The 17,680-nt window shown below is 70.1% G+C and carries 19 protein-coding genes; 9 read left to right on the top strand and 10 right to left on the bottom strand.

Features of this window, described 5'->3' with window-relative positions:
- Positions 1 to 117: 117 nt before the first annotated feature.
- The 5 genes from ACIOHC_RS37485 to ACIOHC_RS37465 form a co-directional block, all read right to left on the bottom strand.
- Entirely contained in the window at positions 118 to 1,458 is a 1,341-nt protein-coding gene (locus ACIOHC_RS37485; protein ID WP_401846040.1) for a hypothetical protein, read from the bottom strand.
- The gene (locus ACIOHC_RS37480) at positions 1,455 to 3,443 is read right to left on the bottom strand and encodes a hypothetical protein (protein ID WP_401846038.1); all 1,989 of its coding nucleotides are present in this window, start codon (positions 3,441 to 3,443) and stop codon (positions 1,455 to 1,457) included. The genes ACIOHC_RS37485 and ACIOHC_RS37480 overlap by 4 nt, the downstream gene beginning before the upstream one ends.
- Entirely contained in the window at positions 3,440 to 4,231 is a 792-nt protein-coding gene (locus tag ACIOHC_RS37475; RefSeq protein ID WP_351079455.1) for a toll/interleukin-1 receptor domain-containing protein, read from the bottom strand. The genes ACIOHC_RS37480 and ACIOHC_RS37475 overlap by 4 nt, the downstream gene beginning before the upstream one ends.
- A 293-nt stretch (positions 4,232 to 4,524) precedes the next feature.
- Positions 4,525 to 5,778, bottom strand: a complete 1,254-nt coding sequence (locus ACIOHC_RS37470) for a helix-turn-helix domain-containing protein (protein WP_401846036.1) — start codon at positions 5,776 to 5,778, stop codon at positions 4,525 to 4,527.
- Positions 5,779 to 5,833: 55 nt separating this feature from the next.
- Positions 5,834 to 6,292 carry a hypothetical protein gene (locus ACIOHC_RS37465; protein WP_389637849.1) on the bottom strand — a complete coding sequence of 153 codons (459 nt, stop codon included), beginning with the start codon at positions 6,290 to 6,292 and terminating at the stop codon, positions 5,834 to 5,836.
- 566 nt (positions 6,293 to 6,858) lie between these two features.
- Between ACIOHC_RS37465 and ACIOHC_RS37460 the strand changes: the two genes are divergently transcribed.
- Positions 6,859 to 8,298 (top strand): ATP-binding protein, encoded by a 1,440-nt coding sequence (locus ACIOHC_RS37460; RefSeq protein WP_401846035.1) that lies wholly within the window; start codon positions 6,859 to 6,861, stop codon positions 8,296 to 8,298.
- 65 nt (positions 8,299 to 8,363) lie between these two features.
- Here the strand turns inward: ACIOHC_RS37460 and ACIOHC_RS37455 are convergent, their stop codons facing one another.
- Together ACIOHC_RS37455 and ACIOHC_RS37450 are read right to left on the bottom strand one after the other, a co-directional pair.
- A complete protein-coding gene (locus tag ACIOHC_RS37455; protein ID WP_401846033.1) occupies positions 8,364 to 8,825 on the bottom strand; it encodes a hypothetical protein in 462 nt (153 codons plus the stop codon).
- Positions 8,826 to 9,090: 265 nt separating this feature from the next.
- Positions 9,091 to 9,987: a hypothetical protein gene (locus tag ACIOHC_RS37450; protein ID WP_401846031.1), complete on the bottom strand. Its 897-nt coding sequence runs from the start codon at positions 9,985 to 9,987 to the stop codon at positions 9,091 to 9,093.
- Between the two features lie 38 nt (positions 9,988 to 10,025).
- Between ACIOHC_RS37450 and ACIOHC_RS37445 the strand changes: the two genes are divergently transcribed.
- Positions 10,026 to 10,340, top strand: coding sequence for a hypothetical protein (locus tag ACIOHC_RS37445; RefSeq protein WP_401846030.1), 315 nt, complete (start codon positions 10,026 to 10,028; stop codon positions 10,338 to 10,340).
- Between the two features lie 129 nt (positions 10,341 to 10,469).
- Here the strand turns inward: ACIOHC_RS37445 and ACIOHC_RS37440 are convergent, their stop codons facing one another.
- Positions 10,470 to 10,847 (bottom strand): BTAD domain-containing putative transcriptional regulator, encoded by a 378-nt coding sequence (locus ACIOHC_RS37440; RefSeq protein WP_401846027.1) that lies wholly within the window; start codon positions 10,845 to 10,847, stop codon positions 10,470 to 10,472.
- 9 nt (positions 10,848 to 10,856) lie between these two features.
- Positions 10,857 to 11,240 carry a hypothetical protein gene (locus tag ACIOHC_RS37435; RefSeq protein ID WP_401846024.1) on the bottom strand — a complete coding sequence of 128 codons (384 nt, stop codon included), beginning with the start codon at positions 11,238 to 11,240 and terminating at the stop codon, positions 10,857 to 10,859.
- A 136-nt stretch (positions 11,241 to 11,376) separates the two neighbouring features.
- Here ACIOHC_RS37435 and ACIOHC_RS37430 point away from each other — a divergent pair, with 136 nt between their 5' ends.
- From ACIOHC_RS37430 to ACIOHC_RS37405, 6 genes are all read left to right on the top strand, one after another.
- Complete coding sequence (locus ACIOHC_RS37430) at positions 11,377 to 11,910, top strand: redoxin domain-containing protein (RefSeq protein WP_365689286.1); 534 nt, start codon at positions 11,377 to 11,379, stop codon at positions 11,908 to 11,910.
- An 80-nt stretch (positions 11,911 to 11,990) separates the two neighbouring features.
- A complete protein-coding gene (locus ACIOHC_RS37425; protein ID WP_351079435.1) occupies positions 11,991 to 12,170 on the top strand; it encodes a hypothetical protein in 180 nt (59 codons plus the stop codon).
- Between the two features lie 73 nt (positions 12,171 to 12,243).
- The gene (locus tag ACIOHC_RS37420) at positions 12,244 to 12,777 is read left to right on the top strand and encodes a MauE/DoxX family redox-associated membrane protein (RefSeq protein WP_365689284.1); all 534 of its coding nucleotides are present in this window, start codon (positions 12,244 to 12,246) and stop codon (positions 12,775 to 12,777) included.
- Positions 12,778 to 12,792: 15 nt separating this feature from the next.
- Positions 12,793 to 13,347, top strand: coding sequence for a redoxin domain-containing protein (locus tag ACIOHC_RS37415; RefSeq protein WP_351079430.1), 555 nt, complete (start codon positions 12,793 to 12,795; stop codon positions 13,345 to 13,347).
- Entirely contained in the window at positions 13,344 to 15,176 is a 1,833-nt protein-coding gene (locus ACIOHC_RS37410; RefSeq protein WP_365689282.1) for an ABC transporter ATP-binding protein, read from the top strand. The genes ACIOHC_RS37415 and ACIOHC_RS37410 overlap by 4 nt, the downstream gene beginning before the upstream one ends.
- Positions 15,173 to 15,655, top strand: a complete 483-nt coding sequence (locus ACIOHC_RS37405) for a S26 family signal peptidase (protein WP_351079424.1) — start codon at positions 15,173 to 15,175, stop codon at positions 15,653 to 15,655. Before ACIOHC_RS37410 ends, ACIOHC_RS37405 begins: the two co-directional genes overlap by 4 nt.
- Before the next feature lie 186 nt (positions 15,656 to 15,841).
- Here ACIOHC_RS37405 and ACIOHC_RS37400 read toward each other — a convergent pair whose 3' ends face one another.
- Positions 15,842 to 16,576: a carbonic anhydrase gene (locus ACIOHC_RS37400; protein ID WP_351079421.1), complete on the bottom strand. Its 735-nt coding sequence runs from the start codon at positions 16,574 to 16,576 to the stop codon at positions 15,842 to 15,844.
- Between the two features lie 1,033 nt (positions 16,577 to 17,609).
- On the opposite strand from ACIOHC_RS37400, the gene ACIOHC_RS37395 reads away from it, so the two are divergent.
- Positions 17,610 to 17,680: IPT/TIG domain-containing protein (locus tag ACIOHC_RS37395; RefSeq protein WP_401846094.1), on the top strand; the 71-nt coding region annotated here is incomplete at its 3' end.

Genomic DNA, 17,680 nt, shown 5'->3' with positions numbered 1-17,680 from the left:
TGTTGTGCAGAGTTGGCGGTCCTGAGCCTCCTCGTGCCCAGGTCCCGGGACAGGAAAGGCTCCCCCGCCGCGGTGTGCGGTGAAGGGGGAGCCTCGGAGGACCGACCGCCTACCGGATCAGCTCCTGTCCTCGTCGCCCTCGTCCTGTGCGCGAGGTGCGGCGGGCCGGTGCGGGCTGTGCGAGGTGTCCCAGAAGTAGGGAGGCGCCATGTCGTCCTTGCTCATCTCCTGCCGGTCTTGGATCCGTTCGCCTGCGCCGCTCTCCGCGGACCCCGGCGTGAACGTGTCCGCTTCGGCATCCGGGTCCGCGGCGGCGTCGGTGAACGGCGCGCCCTCGGGGGCTCGGAAGGGCGGCGACCAGGGCCCGGTGGTGTCCCCCTCGCTCGGAGGCTCACCGTCCGGCCCCTCGTCGGGCTCCGGGAGAAGGGTCCGCCCGATCTCCTCGGCGGCCTCGTCCAGCCCGGCCGCCTCCAGGCTCCGCACCACACGGTGCACGAACACCGTGTACTCATCCATGTCCGGCTTCAGGCCCACCGCCGCCAGCAGCAGGAGCAGCCGATCCGAAACCCCCACTTCCTCCTCGCGGTCGAACGTCCCTCCTCCCTGGGCGTGTCCGTCCCACAGCGGGCCTCCGACGGTTGCTTCGGTCCGCGCGTCCACGGGCGGGACGAGCAGGTGCCGGAAGATCTCGGGCATCTCCTCGTTCTTGGCCGCCGCCGAGATCTGGGCGAGCGGACCGATCATGTCGACTGCCTTCTCGATGTCGTCCTCGTGGCGGGCCAGCCACCACACCACGGCGCTGCCCGTGCTCTTGAGCACGTCGTCACCGAGGTAGCCCCGCTTGTTGCGCTCGTGCTGACGCTCGTGCTCCCAGAGCTCCTCGTCCTTGCGAAGGTCGTTCAATTTCCGCAGGCGCTCGCGGTCGGCGGGGGCGAGGGTCAGTGTCACATCGGCCGCCAGGGCCTTCACCCGTCCGCTCCGGTCCGGGAGCGGGGCGCCCAGCTCCCCTTCCAGGAGATACCGTGCGAAGCTCGCCCGGCCGGGCTCCTCGTGGCGGACGACCTGCAGGGCCCGGCTGACGACCGAGGAAACGGCGAGGGCTGGGGAGGCGCCGTCGGACCAGTCGGCGTGGTCGGGGACCGGCCTCCACCACACGGTGGCGGAGAAGAGGAAGTCGTAGCCGTCCGTTGCGCTCGGCAGCGCCGCGTCGACCACCCGAGTCTCCTGGTACGGCTGCTCCGTCGGCGCCGCAGGCGGCTCAGCTTCTTCGGGCTCGTACGGATCGGCCGACGCGCGGCCACCGCTGAGGACCGTCATCACGAGCAGCAGGGAGCCCGAGGATGCGACCATGGACATGAAGCCCCACAGCCACACCGACCAGTGCAGGAGGTTTCCGAGCACAGCCGGTGCGAGGCCGCAGAGAGCGACGAACAGCAGGCTGGGAAAGCGGTGTTTCATCGTGCCTCTTCCGTGGTCCGTGGTCCGGCGCCCGCACGCTTCGCACTCTCCGTGCGGACGTACTGCGCGTTGTCGATGTGCTGCCAGAAGAGGGCGGCGACGGCCGCCCGGGACGGGTGGTGCCTGGGCCCCGCCCAGTCGCAGGCGATGGCGTAGAGGCGGTGCAGAGCGGCCGTGCGGCCGTGTGTCGCCCCGACCATCACGCCCAGCGCCATCTCCCGCGCACTGTCGCCCGCCGCGGCGTTCAGCCAACTGCTCACCAGCGGGTTCCAGAGATCCGTCGGCGGATGGGAGAAAACCGTCTCCCAGCCCAGGAACAGGTCCGGCCACGGCGGCGGCTCCGGTGCCCGGTCGCTCCTCAACAGTTCAGCGAGCAGCTGGAGATGGAGCTCTGTCCCGCGCGGATCCCGGTGCGTCCGGTCCCGCAGGCGGTCGATCAGTAGCCGGTAGGGCCGACGGTCGCGGCCGGCGAGGTCGAGAAGTACTTCCCGGGCCCCGCGTGCCGCTTCCCCCTTCCGTACGGCGAGGTAATGGAGCCGCACCATCGCCTGATCCGGGTGCGTCGCGCCGAGGCTCTGGAGGCAGGCAGCGGTCAGGACGCGAACGAGACCGTCCGACAAGGGGCCGGACCTCGCGCACTCGTACGTCCGTCTGCGGAACCATCCCCCGAACCTTTCGTGGCTGAGTCCGAGTTCGAGGGCCGCCACGGCTCGTGGGTCGCAGGACGCCCCGGTCGCGTGGTCCGCCCAGCGGACCACAAGGTCGAAGAGGTGGTCGGGCCGGCCGACGGCCAGGGACCGCTCGCCGAAGCGGACGACGACGTTCACCCGGTCGTCGGTGGTCAGACCGCGGAGCCCGGCGGCATGGCCGATCCAATTCCTGAGGTCGTCGCGCGTCCCGGGGAAGTTCGCCCAGAAGTACGTCCGTACTGCGTCGGCGTAGGCCAGCCGCCCGAAGTGGAGCCGTTCTTCCAGGTCCCGCTCGATCCCGAGCGTCGCCAATCGCTCCCCGAAATCCGTCCGCGCGAGCTCGGTTGTCGTCTCTTCCTCGTGCCCCACCGTCCTCATCAAGCCGTGCCACGCCTCGTAGACGGTGTCGGCGCGGGCCTCCTCGAACACTGCCGCCGCAAGCAGCAGGGCCCGCTCGGGCGCGGTGCGGACCGTGGCCACCTGCCGGCCCACCTCACCGGCACGGTCGGTCACCGCGTGCATCGCTTGGTCGAGCCATCCCGCGAAGTCGACGCCGAACCGGCCGCCGTCGCGAGCAGACCTCACCAGCCCCGCGAGCCGCGCCAGTTCCCGCATGGGGGAGCGTTCGCACAGGCGCTGGAGGTCGTAGCTCCCCAGGTCCGTGGAGTGGAAGGCCATCCGGTCCATACGGAGGTACCGGGTGACGACGGCGATCCCCCGAGGGCGCCCCAGCGCCACCGTGTGCGGTTCGAGCTCCGGCGCGTGGGCGTGCTCCATGCCCGACGGCAGGACGACCACCATGTGCGCCCCCGCCTCCTGGACCTGTGACCGGCGCACGACCAGGAGGCGCTGGGCCTTGGCATACGCCTCCTCGTCGGCGATCCCGGAGAGGTCGAGGAGGAAGCGGTCCCCCTCGCCGGGGGCGAGAGTGGCCTCGTCCTTGTCCGTGGCGGGAAGCTCCTCGAACCGGTCCTCCTCCTGCTCCTCTTCAGCGCCTGCGCCCTCACCGAGCTCGTGCAGCAGCATGATCGCTGCGGCGCGCCGGCCGCTGCCGGGCGCAGCCTCCAGCAGCACCACCGATCCGGGCTTCTCCAGGCATCCGGCGGCGATGCGATAGCCCACCGGCCGAACGAACCGGTCGGCCAGGCGCACCCGGTCCTCTCGGACGATCCGGAGGGACTCGACCCCTTTGCGGATCATCCAATCCGCGCCGCCGTAGAAGACGTACTGGGGCCCTACGCCATTGTTCACCGGGCCACGCGGATCGTTGACGGTGACGCGGTCCTGCTCGGTCATCGTCCGTCGTCCGAGCGCCGACGCTTGCGCTCGAAGCGTTGGTGGACCGTACCGCCGTTGTCGCCCGCGGTGAACTGGACCCCGGTGTTGTCGCCCTCGAAGTGGGGAGCGTTGTACTGGTGCCCCCCACCGGTGTTCACGGGCCCCTGCGGTTCGTTCACGAAAGTGCCGGACAGATCTCCGTTGAGGTTTGCGATGCCGCGCACGCGCTGTTCGACGTCGCGCGTCCGCATCCTGGTGTGCCTGGCATCCTTGGCCGACTTCTTACGGGACTTCGCCTCCGCCCGCTCCCGCGCCGCACGGGCGTCGCGGTCCACCACACCCAGCTCGGGCAGGAGCCGGGCGAGGGTGTCGCCGAGCGCCGTCAGGTCCGATTCGGCGTTGCGGTGGTCGAACCGCCTGTACTGGCAGTCCGCCAGCTCCAGCAGATCGTCCGGAAGGACGGAGCGGTCGATCCTCGTGGCCTTTCCGACGAGCACGGGGATCACCAGGACCCCGCGGTCGAGCGCGGTCTGGATCTCGCGACGGGTCCAGTCCTGCTCGGCTTCGAGGGCGGGGCGGCCGTCGGCCCCCCGCACCTCTGCCCAGCGCGGGCCGATCACGGCGAGGAGAGCCTCGCACTCCTCCACCGCCCTGACCAGTTCCACCGGGAAACGGCGTCCGGGCTCGATCGAGTTGCTGGCGAAGAAGATCCGCTCGTTGCCGAACCGACGGGCGAGTTCCCGAGCGATCATGGTCGCTGCGGACTCCTCGTCGCCTGTGCGGTAGTTGACGAAGACGTCGGGCATGAAGGTTCCCTTCGTGAAAGGAAGACGGGGTGAACGGGCACGGGGCTGTGGACCGGGGCTCCGGTCCGCCCGGGCCATGAGGTCCCGACCGTGTGGACGGCATGGCGCATACACGGGAGGGCGTGCGGATGGAGGGGCGCCGCCTGGTGCGTCACTGGTCGCGGGCAGCCCGAAGAAGCCGGGGGTGCGATGCGACGCGTCGAGCGGTGATCAGAGGGTTCCGCCGGGGATCGTGGGATCCGGAGGGCCGGAGGGGCCGGGTAGTCCGGCGAGCCGGGCGGCTCGAGTCTGTGTCAGCCGTGCGCGGGGGCGAGTACGCGTGCCAGCGCGGGCTGCAGATCACGTACGGCGCGGCTGCTCCGGAACCGGGAGAGTTCCCGTGCGAGACGCCGGACGTCGCTGTTCACCGTCGCCGAGGGCACGGCCGGCATCACTTCCAGAAGATCCCCGGCGATCGCGCACGCGTGCTCGACCTCCCCGGAGGCGGCATGGGCCAAGGACCGGCGGAAGCCGTACCGGGCGCGGGTACGCAGCGCGTGCGGCGGGAGGCGGCGGTACTCCCGGTCGAGTACCTCGGCGGCGGCCTTGGGGCGGCCGAGGTCGTGCAGGCACCAGCCGGTCGACATCGCCGCCGGATCGCTCACATGGGAGGTGCCGATCACGGGCTCGGCGCCATTGCGGGCGTCGTCGCCGGCAAGCAGTTCCCGCGCCCTGTCGAGGCTGCGGAGGCAGTCGACTTCGTTGCCGACGAGCGCGTGCCCCTGGGCCTCCCGCTGGGCCGCGAGTCCCCGGATGCGCGGCGGGAGTTCGCTGCTCTGGGCGCGGCGGGCCAAGGCGACGGTGCCAGCGGCGTCCCCGCCGTACATTGTGACCAGGGCGCGTCGCACCAGTGCGTAGGAACCGAGGTACGGGTCACCCCCGGCGCGCGCCAGTTCGGCGGCCTCGCCCGTCCAGCCGAGTGCCGCGTCGCTGTCCCCGGCCTCCTGGGCCATCCAGCCGGTGAACTCCGCGAACCGCGAGGCGAGCAGGAGCGCAGGGGCCCGAGAAACGGACCGGGCGTCGGCGGCCAGCCCGGCGATCATGCGAGTCTGCGTCTCCAGCAGGGGCAGCAGGACCTTGGGTGCGGTGGACTGACCGAGCTTCCGCAGCTGGTCGAACTGCATGCGGAAGGAGGACAGGAGGGGGTCGTCGGCGGAGGACAGCGCCTGACTGCCGAGTTTCAGGCCGAGGTCGATCAGCGCTCCCGTACCCGCCGAGAGGACCACCCGGCGCCCGACGAGCCAGCGGCTCGGACCGGCGGGGGATTCGGCGGTGCCCGAGTCCGAGTCCGTCTCGGGTCGGGTGACCAGGCGCTGCAGCTCGCCGTCCGCGCCGAGGAAGGCGTCGCACCGCCGGGCTAGTTCGGGGGAAGCGGAACGCTCCCCGCGCTCGACCTTGCTTATGTGCCCCTTGTCGTAGTTGAGCGCCACGGAGAACTCAGTCAGAGTCAGCCCCGCTTCTACTCGTAAACGGCGAAGTTCCGGGCCAAAACGTAAAGTCGTGCTCATCATCAACCTCCCCTTGAACAGTGACCGCAAGAGCCGTCCGCCCTCACGGGAGCCGTCATCCGACGATCACCGGTCGACACGAAACCCGACGACGAACACCTGCTGTGACGGCGTCGTTTCGGTCCGCATCCGAAAGTGAGTCTGGCACGACGCGCGCCTGGAGAATCGGGGTTCGGCGGTGTTGCCCGTTGCCTCTCTCGTTCTCCGTTGATTCCCGTCCGTTTCTTGGAGTGACCGGGGTCGACCGCGATCGGTACATAGCGATCGAGAATGACAGGATCACGGGCGGGGTCCAGTCGTTCACGAAGTCGCAGCGCTCGTCGATCCAGGTGGGGGCGACGAAGATGTTGTCGCCGGCGGGAGCTTCGGAGGCTTCCGGCAGGGGCCAGGTGCGGGACTCTTCGACCAGGTGCTCCCAGGGCTCAGTCCAGTCGAGTTCCCAGTCCAGGCCGGTGCCGGAGACGCCGTACGTGCGGCCGGCGTCCACCTGCCAGAACTGGGAGTGGAGGATCACTTGGGCGTGGTCGGCCAGGTCGTTGATGGATGGGGGAGACCTTGTTCGCCCCGCCATCCATGGCGGGCCACCGAAACTGGATGGCGTCGTCCTCTCAGAAGCAGACAGGGTAGGAAGCAGACAGGGTAGATGGCGTACGCGCCGGGCATCTCGTCCAGGACGACGAGACGCCCGCAGCAGGGACAGGGGCAGCGGTCGCTCACCTGCGCAGTCTCGTTGCAGGCCTTGCGGGTGCGCCATGGATTTCTCTGTCGCGGCACCCCCGGCCAGTCCGCAGTCAGTCCGCAGGACACTCGTGAACAGCCATCGGGGCCCAATGCATGTCAACTGAGAAATGGCTGGTCAGAGCCCTGGACGGGGCTCCGCCGCAGGTCAGGTTCGGACCGCAGAGATTCCGCTTCAACATGTAGGGAGCGCGATACGGTACGTCACTGATCTGGCGAAAATGCAGGTCAGAAGGGTCCCCTGGGTTTTCCCCCGTTCGACCCACCAGGTCGCGAGGTGAGTGAAGTAAGATTCAATCTACGTAAGAATCTGTCTACGTTAATTGTCTTCAGAGGTGCGTCGTGGAGTTTCAAGGTCGGGCCGGAGATCTTGAGCTGCTGGCTGAGCAGTACCGGACAGTGGCAGAGGCGGTTGGAGCCACTCGGGGGCGGGCTGTGATCATGACGGGCCGGCGCCGAGTAGGGAAGTCGCGACTGGTCCAGGAGTTCTGCGACCGCTCGGGAGCGCCGTACGTGGTGTTTCAGGCCACCCGTGGGCGCAACCCTGTGACGGAGCGCGCCGACTTTGCCGCGACGCTCGCGCAGTCGCTACTGCCTGGGGCGGAGCTGGTCGCCGGCCTCCAGGCGCAGGACTGGAACCAGGCCCTGCGCTCTCTGGCGCTCGCGGTACCCGATGACTCGCCCAGCATCGCGGTGATTGACGAGGTGCCCTGGCTGGTCGAGCAGGATCAGGAATTCGAGGGCGCACTCCAGACTGTCTGGGACCGTCACTTGTCCTCCAAGCCCGTGCTTCTGCTGCTGGTCGGCAGCGATGCATCGGTGATGGAGGCACTGCAGTCGTACGGACGCCCGTTCTTCGGTCGGGCAGCGAAAATGACCGTCCACCCCCTGAACCTGGCCGACGTACAGGCCATGACCGAACTCGACGCCGCAGGGGCCGTCGACGCCCAGTTGATCACTGGCGGATTCCCCGAGATCGTGCAGTCGTGGCGGCCGGGAATGGGGCGTACAGCCTTCTTGCAGGCGTCGGTCGCCAATCCTCTCTCGCCCCTGCTGGTGGCCGGCGAGCTGTCCCTGCTGGGCGAATTCCCCGAGGCTTCGCACTCACGGGCCGTGCTGGAAGCGGTTGGCAGCGGTGAGCGCACGTTCAGTGCAATCGCAGCCCAGGCAGGCGGCGCCAGCGCTCTGCCGTCCGGCACGCTCTCCCCGCTGCTGGCCATGCTGCAGGCCAAGCGAGTCCTGGCTGCTGATCTCCCCCTGTCGGTCAAGCCGGACAGCAAGAACAAGCGCTACCGCATCGCCGACCCGTATCTGCGGTTCTGGCTGGCGTTCCTGGCACGCGCGATCCCACTCATCGAGCGAGGCCGCGGTGACTTGGCACTGGAACGCATCGAGCGGTCATGGACCAGTTGGCGCGGGCGGGCGGTCGAGCCACTGATCCGCGAGTCCTTGCTGCGTCTGATGCCCAATGACGAGTGGCCCGAGACCGAGGCCATCGGCGGTTGGTGGAACCGTCAGAACAACCCCGAGATCGACCTCATCGGTGCAGACCGCGAGCCGGTGGCCCGGCAGGTGTCCTTCGTCGGGTCGGTCAAGTGGCTGGAGACCCAGCCCTTCGGCCGTCATGAGTACGACGCCTTGGTGCGCGACATGCTCGCCGTCCCCGGTACCGCCCCGGATACTCCACTGGTCGCGGTCTCCCGCTGTGGGGTGACCGATGATCTGCCGCTCACCACGCACTGGGGGCCGGAGGACCTCGTACGGGCGTGGCAGCCCCGATAGCCGCGAAATCCGGGATCTCTCACGTCGTGAATGATCCGGCGGAGCCCCGCACAGGGTCTTCGTCTTCATGCTCCCCGTGGAGTGGGTTTCCAGCCACGTCCGTGCCTCCGGACCGCGCAGGTACGCGGCGAAGTAGTCGGCGTCGAGTCCGGCGGGGGGCGCAGCACGAAGCACCCGGTGCCGCATACCCGGCCGTGCTGCTCCTCGCGGACGACGGCGGCTCGCCCCAGCTCCCCGCGCCGCGCCAGGACAACGTCGCCGCGTCGGAGGCGGAAGCGCTCCAGCTCCATGGCCTGTCGCTCGCTGATGCGTCGGATGCTCGCCGTGCTGAAGCCGTTTCCCGTCAGGTCTTTGGGCATCACGACGGGGGCGCCGTCGGCGTCGACGTAGTGCTCGGCGCGGATCAGGCTCCCCGACGGTCCCGCGAGCAGCAGGCCCGGGGCCGGGGCCTCGAACGCCCCCTCCACGGTGCCCTCCACGACGCGCCGGAGCGGCAGACGCGGGGCTTCGGCCTCGCTGTGGGCCACCCGCTCGCTCCGGTCGAAGCTCTTGCGCAGGCGGGCAGCCGCCCCATCTTGTCGACGGCTTGGATTTCTGTGCCTCGGCACGGTCGGCGCGAGTCCGCAGGCAGTCCGCAAGACGCTCGTGAATGCCCGTCGGAAGCCAACGCCTCCCAACGGGGTATTGCCTGGTCAGGGCCGCGATCGATGCTCCGCAGCAGGTCAGATCCAGCCCCGATATGTTCCGCTTCAACGTGTGAGCGGATGGAACAGCGCCACGTCGGCGGCCTGGTCAGACATGCAGGTCAGATGGGGTCGGCTCCTTCGGGAGTCGCCCCCTTGCCGGTTCCCGCGGTGGAGGGGTGCTGGATCCTCCGACGTGCCGCCACCTGCGGGTCGAAGTCGTCGTCGGGCTCTGGGCGAGCATCGACTCGAAGGAGGAGTCCTCCTCATCGGGGCAGTGCGGGAGGAAGCCGTCGGGAACGGTGCGGGCCGCGGTGGTGAGGAGGCGGTCCAGGACTTCCCGTTCAGTGGCCGGGGGGAGTCCCAGGGCGGTGAGGAGGCGATCACGGGCCGCGGGGTGGTCCGGGTGGTCGTCGAGGTGGTCGGAGTTGAGGGCCGGGGGGCGGAAGCCGGCCAGGGCGTCGTGCCAGGACGGGAGGACGACGACGAGGGTCAGGGCCTCGGCGAGGGACTCGGCGATCAGAGAGGCCCGGCCCTCGGAGTCCGTGTAGAGGACGGGGCGGGGGCCGCCGGGGGCGGCCGGGCCGCAGAGGTAGTGGGTGCCGCCCGCGTTGCAGCCGGCGATCGGCTCCACCGGGAGGCCGTTGGGCAGGGCGATCGGCTCGATCGGGTCGGTGCGGGCCAGGTCGAACTCGCCGTCGCAGGCCAGGTAGGAAGCGGCCTCGGGATGTTCGGCGATCCTGCGGAGCAGGGCGTTGTCCGAGAGTGCGGCCGGGTTGAGGGCTGCGGCGATCGCAGGGGTGAGGGGGCGTCCGGCGAGGACGTGGCGGACGGCGTCGAGGGGGACAGGGCGCTCGTAGTAGTCCTCGAAGTGGGCCCGGACCGCCTCGGGGAGCGGTCGGTGAGCAGGTGGAAGAGGAAACCGGAGCCGTCGGGGTCCTCGCTGCCGGACGGGAAGGCGATGGCGGAGCCGGCGCGCCAGGCCGCCTCGCCGGTCTCCCGCCACAGGCAGGCGGTGACCCGAGGGGCGCCGATTCCCTCGTCATGGAAGGCGGGTTCATCCAGGAGCGGGCGCAGCACGGCGGGGACTTCGTCGATGACGCCGGGCCAGACCTGCTCGTCGTCCGTCGCGTACGGACTCATCTCCGACTCGTGGTCGAAGCCGCGTATGAGCACGCCGGCCGGGGTGAAGAGGACGGAGAACTCGTCCCCCGAGCCGTTCTCCATCAGGGCTGCCTCTTCGCCGGGGCCCCAAGCCGTGTCGAAGGTGTAGCAGCAGAACTGCGGATCGCCGCCGATCGTGGCGTCCAGGACGGCCAACGCGCGCAGGTGGGCGTGGAGGTCGGCGGGGTCGGGTAGGAGGGCGGCGGTCTCGTGCACAGTGCTCATGGCGCCATGAAAGCAGCCGCTACTGACAATCCGGCGCGGCCGGTGCAAACAGCGGGCTCCATCCCCACCGCACCGGGTCCGTGGGGATGCGGCGGTGCGTCACACGGCGCTCAGGGCGCCACAGCGGAAGATGCGGCGGTCCACGGGAACGCCCCGCAGGATCGCCTCGCGCAGGTCCTGCAGCTCGCGGCTCAGATCCAACCCCAGCCGCGCGGTCATTCGTGCTCGCGCCGAGGACAGCACTCGCAGCGCATCCGCGCGACGTCCGCACTCGTAGAGCGTGGCCGCACGGAAGGCCAGGAACATCTCGTGCTCCGGATGGTCCTCGGTGAGCCGTGCGAGCTCCGCGGCGAGCGACCAGAAGTTACGCAGCTTGAACTCCGCCGCGACACGCAGCAGTTGTGCCGAGATCAGCAGTTCGTCGAAAGCGGTGCCGACGCCTCGGCGTGTCCGCTCGGACGCGACGTCCTCCAGCACCGCCCCCCGCTACTCGGCCAGGGCGGACGAGGCGAGTCGTGAAACCTCCTGCGGCTCGGTGCTCCGCTGAGCCCGGTAGACCAGCTGAGTGAAGCGGTGCAGATCGACCCGCTGCGGATCGCCGGTCAGGGCGTACGTCGAACCGCTGCGCACCAGCCGTACCGACTCGTCGCACCCGCCCCGGCGAAGGCTCGCCCGCAGCCGGCAGACGTCCACGTACAGATCGGTCCGGGACCGCGGTCGTTCGTCCTCGTCCGACAGCAGATCGATCAGCCGGTCCATCGGGAGGGGCCGGCCCATCTCCAGCAGGAGTAAACCGAGCAGCAGGCGCTCGCGGCGGCGACCGATGGCTCTGGGGCGTCCGTCGACGGACCACTCAACTCTGCCCAGCACTCGAAAATGCGACCCCGTGGCAAGCATGGCGGCAATCATGCTCAGCTCGTCATGTTCCTGGCAAGGTCTTGGCATCCTTCCGACAGGCCTCACCTATCACACTGCTCTCCCGTGCAACCGGCCAGGGGGTCGCAACTTGCCTTACGTCATTGCGGGTCTGGTGCTCGTCGGAGCCGTCGCCCTGCTCAACCTCGTCCTGCTCATGGTCATCCTGCGCCGCTGGCAGGAGCTCGCAGCCGTACGCCGACGCGACGACTTCGCAGCCCAGGGGCCGCAACCCGGGGACGGACTACCGGACTTCACCGCCACCGCGCTCAGCGGCCGGACCCTGACCCAGGACGACTTCCGCTCCGGGGAACTGCTGCTGGGCGTCTTCTCCCACGACTGTCCGTCCTGCACCGACAGCCTGCCCGACTTCACCGAACGGGCCGACCGGGCACGAGCAGCAGGCGGCCGGGTCCTGGCCCTGGTGATCGGCGCCGAGGCCGGGGAGAGCAGCCTGACCGCCCAGCTCGTCGGGCCGGCGGACGAAGTGGTACCGGGGCCCGAGGCGTCACCGCTGTTCCGCGCCCTGCGCGTCCCCGCCTTCCCCACGATCCTCAGCTACCAGGACGGCGTCGTCGCCGCTCCCTCCGCCGCCGGCCGCGAACCGGTATCGGCGGCCTCCTGAACCCCGGTGAGACCGCGGACCGCGGACCGCGGTCGCACCGAGGAGTACGCACATCCCATCCACACAGGAAGAGGAGAATCATGCGCACACTCAAGGCCGGCGCGGGCCGCCTGATCGAGCGGATTCTGCCCAAGGCCGAGGCCGAGGCGGGCTGCCCGCCGGACTGCTGGACCGAGTGGAGCACCAGCGCCCAGCGGTGCCGCCGCTGCTGCTACACGGGCGCGTGCAAGGTCAGCTGCGGCAGCTGGGACTACTGCTGAACAACCACGGGGCGGGCCGCGTGCGGCTCGCCCCGTGCCCGCCGGCCCAGGACCCATTCTTTCGGAGTCACCCTTGTCCGACCTGCTGCTCGTCTGCCGTCTGACCCTGATCTGCGTGCTGGCCGTGGCCGGCCTCGCGAAGCTTCGCGACCGCCGCCGATTCGCCACGGCACTGGGCGACCTCACCTACCTGCCGGCCGCCGCCCGGCCGGCTCTCGCCGTCCTGGTGCCCGCGGCCGAGCTCATCGCCGCCGCGCTCCTCGCCCTGCCCCGGACGCTCACCGCGGGCCTGGCCGTCGCCGCCGCGATGTGCGCGGCATTCAGCGCCGTCGCCGTCACCACCATGCGGAGCGGCAGCTCCGCCGGCTGCCCCTGCTTCGGCAGCCGGACCACGGTGCCCATGGGCCCCTGGCACGTCGCCCGCAACGCCACACTCACTGTTCTCGCCCTGCTCGGCGGCACCATTGCCCTCGTCCACGGCACCACCACCCCCCTCAACGCCCCCGCACTCGCGCTCGCCGTCGCCGTCGCCGTCTATCTCACCGCGTTCGCCGTCTTCACCGACGACCTCGCCTTCTTCTTCTCGGTCCGCACCGGCCGACGCTGAAAGGACGATCACAGAGTGAGCCACGCCACCAGCGGCCTCGCCCTTCTCGCTGCGGTCACCCTCGTCAACGCCCTCCTCACCTTCGCGGTCATCAAACGCTGGCGCGCCACGATGGCCGCCCCCGCCCCTGCCGTCGCGGCCCCGGGCCCGCCGGCCCTTGCCGTACGCGAAGGTGACCACACCCCCGCATTCACCTTGCACACCCCCCGGGGCGAGGTCGGCGAATCCACCCTGGCCGGCCACCCCGCCCTCATCTGTTTCCTCCGCCCCGACTGCGGGCCCACCAGGCAAAGCCTCCCCGGGATCCAACGGTGGGCCGAGGCGAACACCCCGTCGGGCGCGCGCCTCGTCGCCGTCATCAACGGACAGCCCACCGAAGCCGGCCCCCTGCTCGAAGCAGTCGGCCCGCTCACCGAACTCACCACCACCGAACCCCCGAACGGTCCCGTAGCCGACACCTTCGGCGTACGCCACCACCCCACCTTCGTCCTCCTCGACGCCGACGGGACCATCACGGAGACGGGCATCGGCCAAGGTTCCCTGCCCGCGCTCAACCTCCTCACCGCATGAGCGGGCGGTCCACCTCCCGCACGGCCGAATTCCTGCGGGGTCTCACCGCCGTACTCGCCCTCACACTGCGGTCCTGCCCCGGGGCCCTCGCCGTCCGCGCCGCCACCGTCGTCATCGCGGGTACAGCCCCCGTGGCCGCCTCCTGGCTGCTCAAGTACGTGGTCGACAGCCTCACCGCGGACGAGTTCCGCGCCTCGGACCTCAACTGGGCCGCTGCCGGCATCGGCCTGCTCACCGTCCTCCTCGCTGCCGCCTCGGCCGTCTCCTCCTACGCCGACGGCCGCATCCGTCGCGCCACCTCCACCCGGGCCCAGAGCGACCTGCTCACGGCCGTCAACCGGCTCAGCGGGCTGTCCAGGCTCGAACAGCCCGCCTTCCACGACCGCGTCCAACTCGCCATCCAAAGTGCGCAGGGGGCCGAGCGACTCGTCGGTGCAGCACTCCAGGGCGCGCAGGGAGTCCTCACCCTGGCGGGCTTCCTGGGAAGTCTCCTGCTCATCAGCCCCACCCTGGCCGCCATCCTCGTCGCCGCGGCCGTTCCGGCCCTCTTCGCCCACCTGGCCAACAGCCGGCATCGCGCGGACATGTTCTGGCGCACCAGCAACCTCGCCCGCCGCCAGATCTTCTACCGAGGGCTCCTCACCGACACTCAAGCGGCGAAGGAGATCCGCCTCTACGGCCTCGGCGGCTACTTCGCCCAGCGCATGCGTGCCGATCTGGACAGCATCAACCAGCAGGAGGAACGCCTCGACCGTCGGCTCGCCACCTACGAGACGGCCCTCGCCGTCCTCGGAGCCGGCGTCTCCACCGGCGCACTCGTCTGGGGCGTGCACCAGGCAGCCACCCACGCCCTCACCGCCGGTGACGTGTCCCTCCTCGTCGCCGCCCTCGCCGGCATGCAGACGGCACTCGTCGGCCTGGTGGGGTGCATCGCCCAAAGCCACCAGACGGCCCTGCTGTTCAGCCACTACCTGCATGTCACCCAGGTCCGGGACGACCTCCCCGCCCCGGCCGTCCCGATCGCCCCACCGCCCCTGAGCCACGGCCTCGAACTCCGGGACGTCTGGTTCCGCTACACCGACGACGGACCGTGGATCCTGCGCGGAATCAGCCTGACCATCCCGCACGGCACCAGCCTGGCCGTCGTCGGACTCAACGGGGCCGGCAAGAGCACCCTCGTCAAACTGCTGTGCCGCCTCTACGACCCGCAGCGGGGCAGCATCCACTGGGACGGCATCGACCTCAAGGACTTCCCGGCGGACCAACTGCGCCGACGGGTCAGCGTCGTCTTCCAGGACCCGATGGAGTACGACCTCACCGCAGGCGAGAACATCGGCCTCGGTGACCTCGGCTCCCTCCACGACCACGGGCGCATCCACGCCGCCGCCGACGACGCGGACATCCACACCGCCCTCGCCCGCCTCCCACAGGGGTACGACACCATGCTCAGCCGGATGTTCTTCCCCGACGACACCGAGGACACCAGTCCTGGCGTCCAGCTGTCGGGCGGCCAGTGGCAGCGCCTCGCGCTCGCCCGGGCCCTGATGCGTTCCGAACGGGATCTCATGATCCTCGACGAACCCAGCACCGGCCTCGACGCGGTCGCCGAACGCCACGTCCACGACCGGCTCACCTCACTCCGCCGGGGCGCGACGAGCATCCTCGTCTCCCACCGCCTCAACACCGTCCGCGCCGCTGACGTCATCGTCGTCATCGCCGACGGGACCGTGCAGGAGACAGGCACCCACGAACAGCTCATGACCGCCCACGGCACCTATGCCGAGCTCTTCACCACGCAGGCCGAAGGCTACGAGGAGACCGTCCGGTGACCGCCGCGGCCCCGGTGCTCCTCGCACTCGCGGGACTCCTCGTCCTCGCCGCAGCCCTGTTCCTGGCGCGTGGGCGGCTGGTGGCCGTGACCGTCCGCGGACACAGCATGTCGCCGACCCTCATGCCCGGCGACCGGATCCTCATGCTCCGTGGCAGACGCCGCGTCGCCACGGGCCGGGTGGCCGTCGTCGTCGCACCCCACCCCGAGCACGGCTGGAACCGCCCCACGAGTACCACGCCCGACTCGTGGTACGTCAAACGCATCGTCGCCGTCGCCGGTGAGCCCGTACCGCACTGGGCCGGCCGATGCCCCGGTACCCACGTGCCGCCGGGCATGCTCGTCCTCCTGGGCGAGCAGCCGGGCTCGATGGACTCCAAACAGCTGGGCTACTGCCCCGAGGACAAGCTCATCGGAACCGTCCTGCTCCGCCTGCGGGCCGCCGCGCCTTCGGGTGCGCCTTCATCGCTTCCTTCCTGAGGCCGGGACGCACCGCTCCGGGGCCGTGCCGGGACGGCCCGCCTCAGAACGACATCGGTGCAGGTGGCAGCTCTGTGCTTCCGTACTGGACGGGTGCTGGGTGTTCTGACACGCGTCGCGGGGGACCTTCCGAAGTCCCGGCCTGCGCCTCGGGCCGGAAGACGCCCGTCCGTCGCGTCCGGCCGGTCAGGAAGGCGCACCGGCCAGGACCTCCACCTTGCCGGTGTCGAGCGAGTAGTAGGCGCCGACCACGGCAAGGGCGCCCTTTTTCACGAGTGGGGCCAGATCCTGGTTGGAGCGCAGATCGGCGGCGGTCAGCTCGACCTGGGCGCGAGCCATGGTCTCGACCGGGTCCGCACCGCCTTCCCGGACCGCCTGCTCGTATGCCGGCCGCAGGGCCTTGGCGATCGCCTCCAGGTTTCCCGGCAACGGTTTGCCGTCGCGGATGGACTTGTACGCCGCCGCGACGGCGCCGCAACGCTGATGCCCGAGGACCACGACGAGCGGAGTACCGCTCGTCATGGGTCCGTACTCCACGGACCCCGTGACCACGGGGCCGACCGCCTCCCCGCCGGTGCGCATCACATAAAGGTCACCCAGCCCGGTGTCGAAGAGGAGCTCGGGTGGCACCCGGGAGTCGATGCACGAGAGGACCGACCCGAAGGGTTCCTGCTTCTGGGCCACGAACTGGCGCCGGTTCGGATCCCGGTCGGGATGCCGAAGGTCTCCGCTCACCCAGCGCTTGTTGCCGTCCATCAGCCTCGTGAATGCCGCGACGGGCGTGTTGGGCCGCACTTCCGGCGAAGCGTCGGCGGCCAACGGGGTGGCGCTCGTCGACGAGCATCCCGCAAGCGTGACCGAGGCGATCGCGAGGCCGCCGACGAGCAGGGCTCTGCGATCCGGATGTCCCGCTCTGTCCATTGGTCGTTCCCCTCGATCCGCTGGGACGTGTCCATGCTTCTTGACCAGGGCGATTGTTCAGTGCGGTGGGGAAGCCCGACGGCAGGCGCAAGCGGGCTCGGGCCTTTTTCGCCACGACGGCCCACAGAGCCGGCTCGGGTGGCGACGGTGGACGGCTGATGCGCGAGGCGGGTCCTGCGCGGCGTGAGATGGGGGCGTGCGGTGGGGTGGGTGGCGGATTCGCCTTCCTCCGGCGCACTGAACGGTATGCCTTTCGCGCGCTCGTCCATTCAGGTGATTGGCCGTCAAGATGCTTGAGTCATATTTCGTTTGTATGGGTCACTTGGGTAACCGAACCGGTGGGCCGCCCATCCCTCTCCGGGGGAGCGCGGAACCGTTCTGTTCGCCGACCCGTCCCTGCGTGACGGACCTCGGCATCGTTTGCTCCGGACGACCGCGATGGGCGCCCCTGTAGAGGACTTGGATCCGACCAGTCACCCCTGTCAGGCAGTGGCAGGGACTGATGGGACAACCTCCGGCCTCTGCAAGGGAGCGGTGCGCGAGCCATCCGCGCACAACCGAGTACCTCGTCGTCGAGGCCACGGGAGTGGCCGCGGACCCTGCGACCCGCGTGCGGCCCGTGCCGCCGTGAGCGAGCCCGCACCGGTCATGTGAACGCCTCGACCATACGGCGAGGGCAGTGCGACCGCTATCGGTTCCTGACCGCGAGGGCAGTCCCGGCCCGTACGGAGCGGTGCCTGCTGCGGGCCGGCCACGGCATCCGGTGCGTGGTGGGCCCGCGACAGGGTTCATCACGGCTCCGGGCACCCCGCGCCGCGACATCCGCTGAGGGTGTCTTCCCCGAGCAGGCAACTTCCTGACGCCTTCCCGGGTGCTCCCGGCACCCCGCGGGACAGGCCGAGGAGGAGGTGAATGAGGACGGCCGGGCCCGGCGGTGGCCCGGAGATCCAGGTCATGCCCCTGGGGCTGACCCGGACCAGGCTCTGAGTCAACTCCCCTATTCGAGATCTCAGTTCACACACGGAGGACGATCATGCCAATCAGTCCGAACCAGGGCTCGACCGGTGGCGGTACCACTGTCACCATCACGGGCACCAATCTCAC

This window comes from Streptomyces sp. NPDC088252 (genome assembly GCF_044740965.1).
In the GTDB taxonomy this organism is placed as follows: Bacteria; Actinomycetota; Actinomycetes; order Streptomycetales; family Streptomycetaceae; genus Streptomyces.
The sequence above is the reverse complement of the archived record's forward strand: the minus strand, read 5'-3'. Positions and strand labels throughout refer to the sequence as shown.

Bases quoted from the DNA above. Each gene is read 5' to 3' on its own strand.
- ACIOHC_RS37485 (WP_401846040.1), bottom strand. From the start codon at position 1,458: ATGAAACACCGCTTTCCCAGCCTGCTGTTCGTCGCTCTCTGCGGCCTC.
- ACIOHC_RS37480 (WP_401846038.1), bottom strand. From the start codon at position 3,443: ATGACCGAGCAGGACCGCGTCACCGTCAACGATCCGCGTGGCCCGGTG.
- ACIOHC_RS37475 (WP_351079455.1), bottom strand. From the start codon at position 4,231: ATGCCCGACGTCTTCGTCAACTACCGCACAGGCGACGAGGAGTCCGCA.
- ACIOHC_RS37470 (WP_401846036.1), bottom strand. From the start codon at position 5,778: ATGAGCACGACTTTACGTTTTGGCCCGGAACTTCGCCGTTTACGAGTA.
- ACIOHC_RS37445 (WP_401846030.1), top strand. From the start codon at position 10,026: ATGGAAGGCGGGTTCATCCAGGAGCGGGCGCAGCACGGCGGGGACTTC.
- ACIOHC_RS37425 (WP_351079435.1), top strand. From the start codon at position 11,991: ATGCGCACACTCAAGGCCGGCGCGGGCCGCCTGATCGAGCGGATTCTG.
- ACIOHC_RS37410 (WP_365689282.1), top strand. From the start codon at position 13,344: ATGAGCGGGCGGTCCACCTCCCGCACGGCCGAATTCCTGCGGGGTCTC.
- ACIOHC_RS37400 (WP_351079421.1), bottom strand. From the start codon at position 16,576: ATGGACAGAGCGGGACATCCGGATCGCAGAGCCCTGCTCGTCGGCGGC.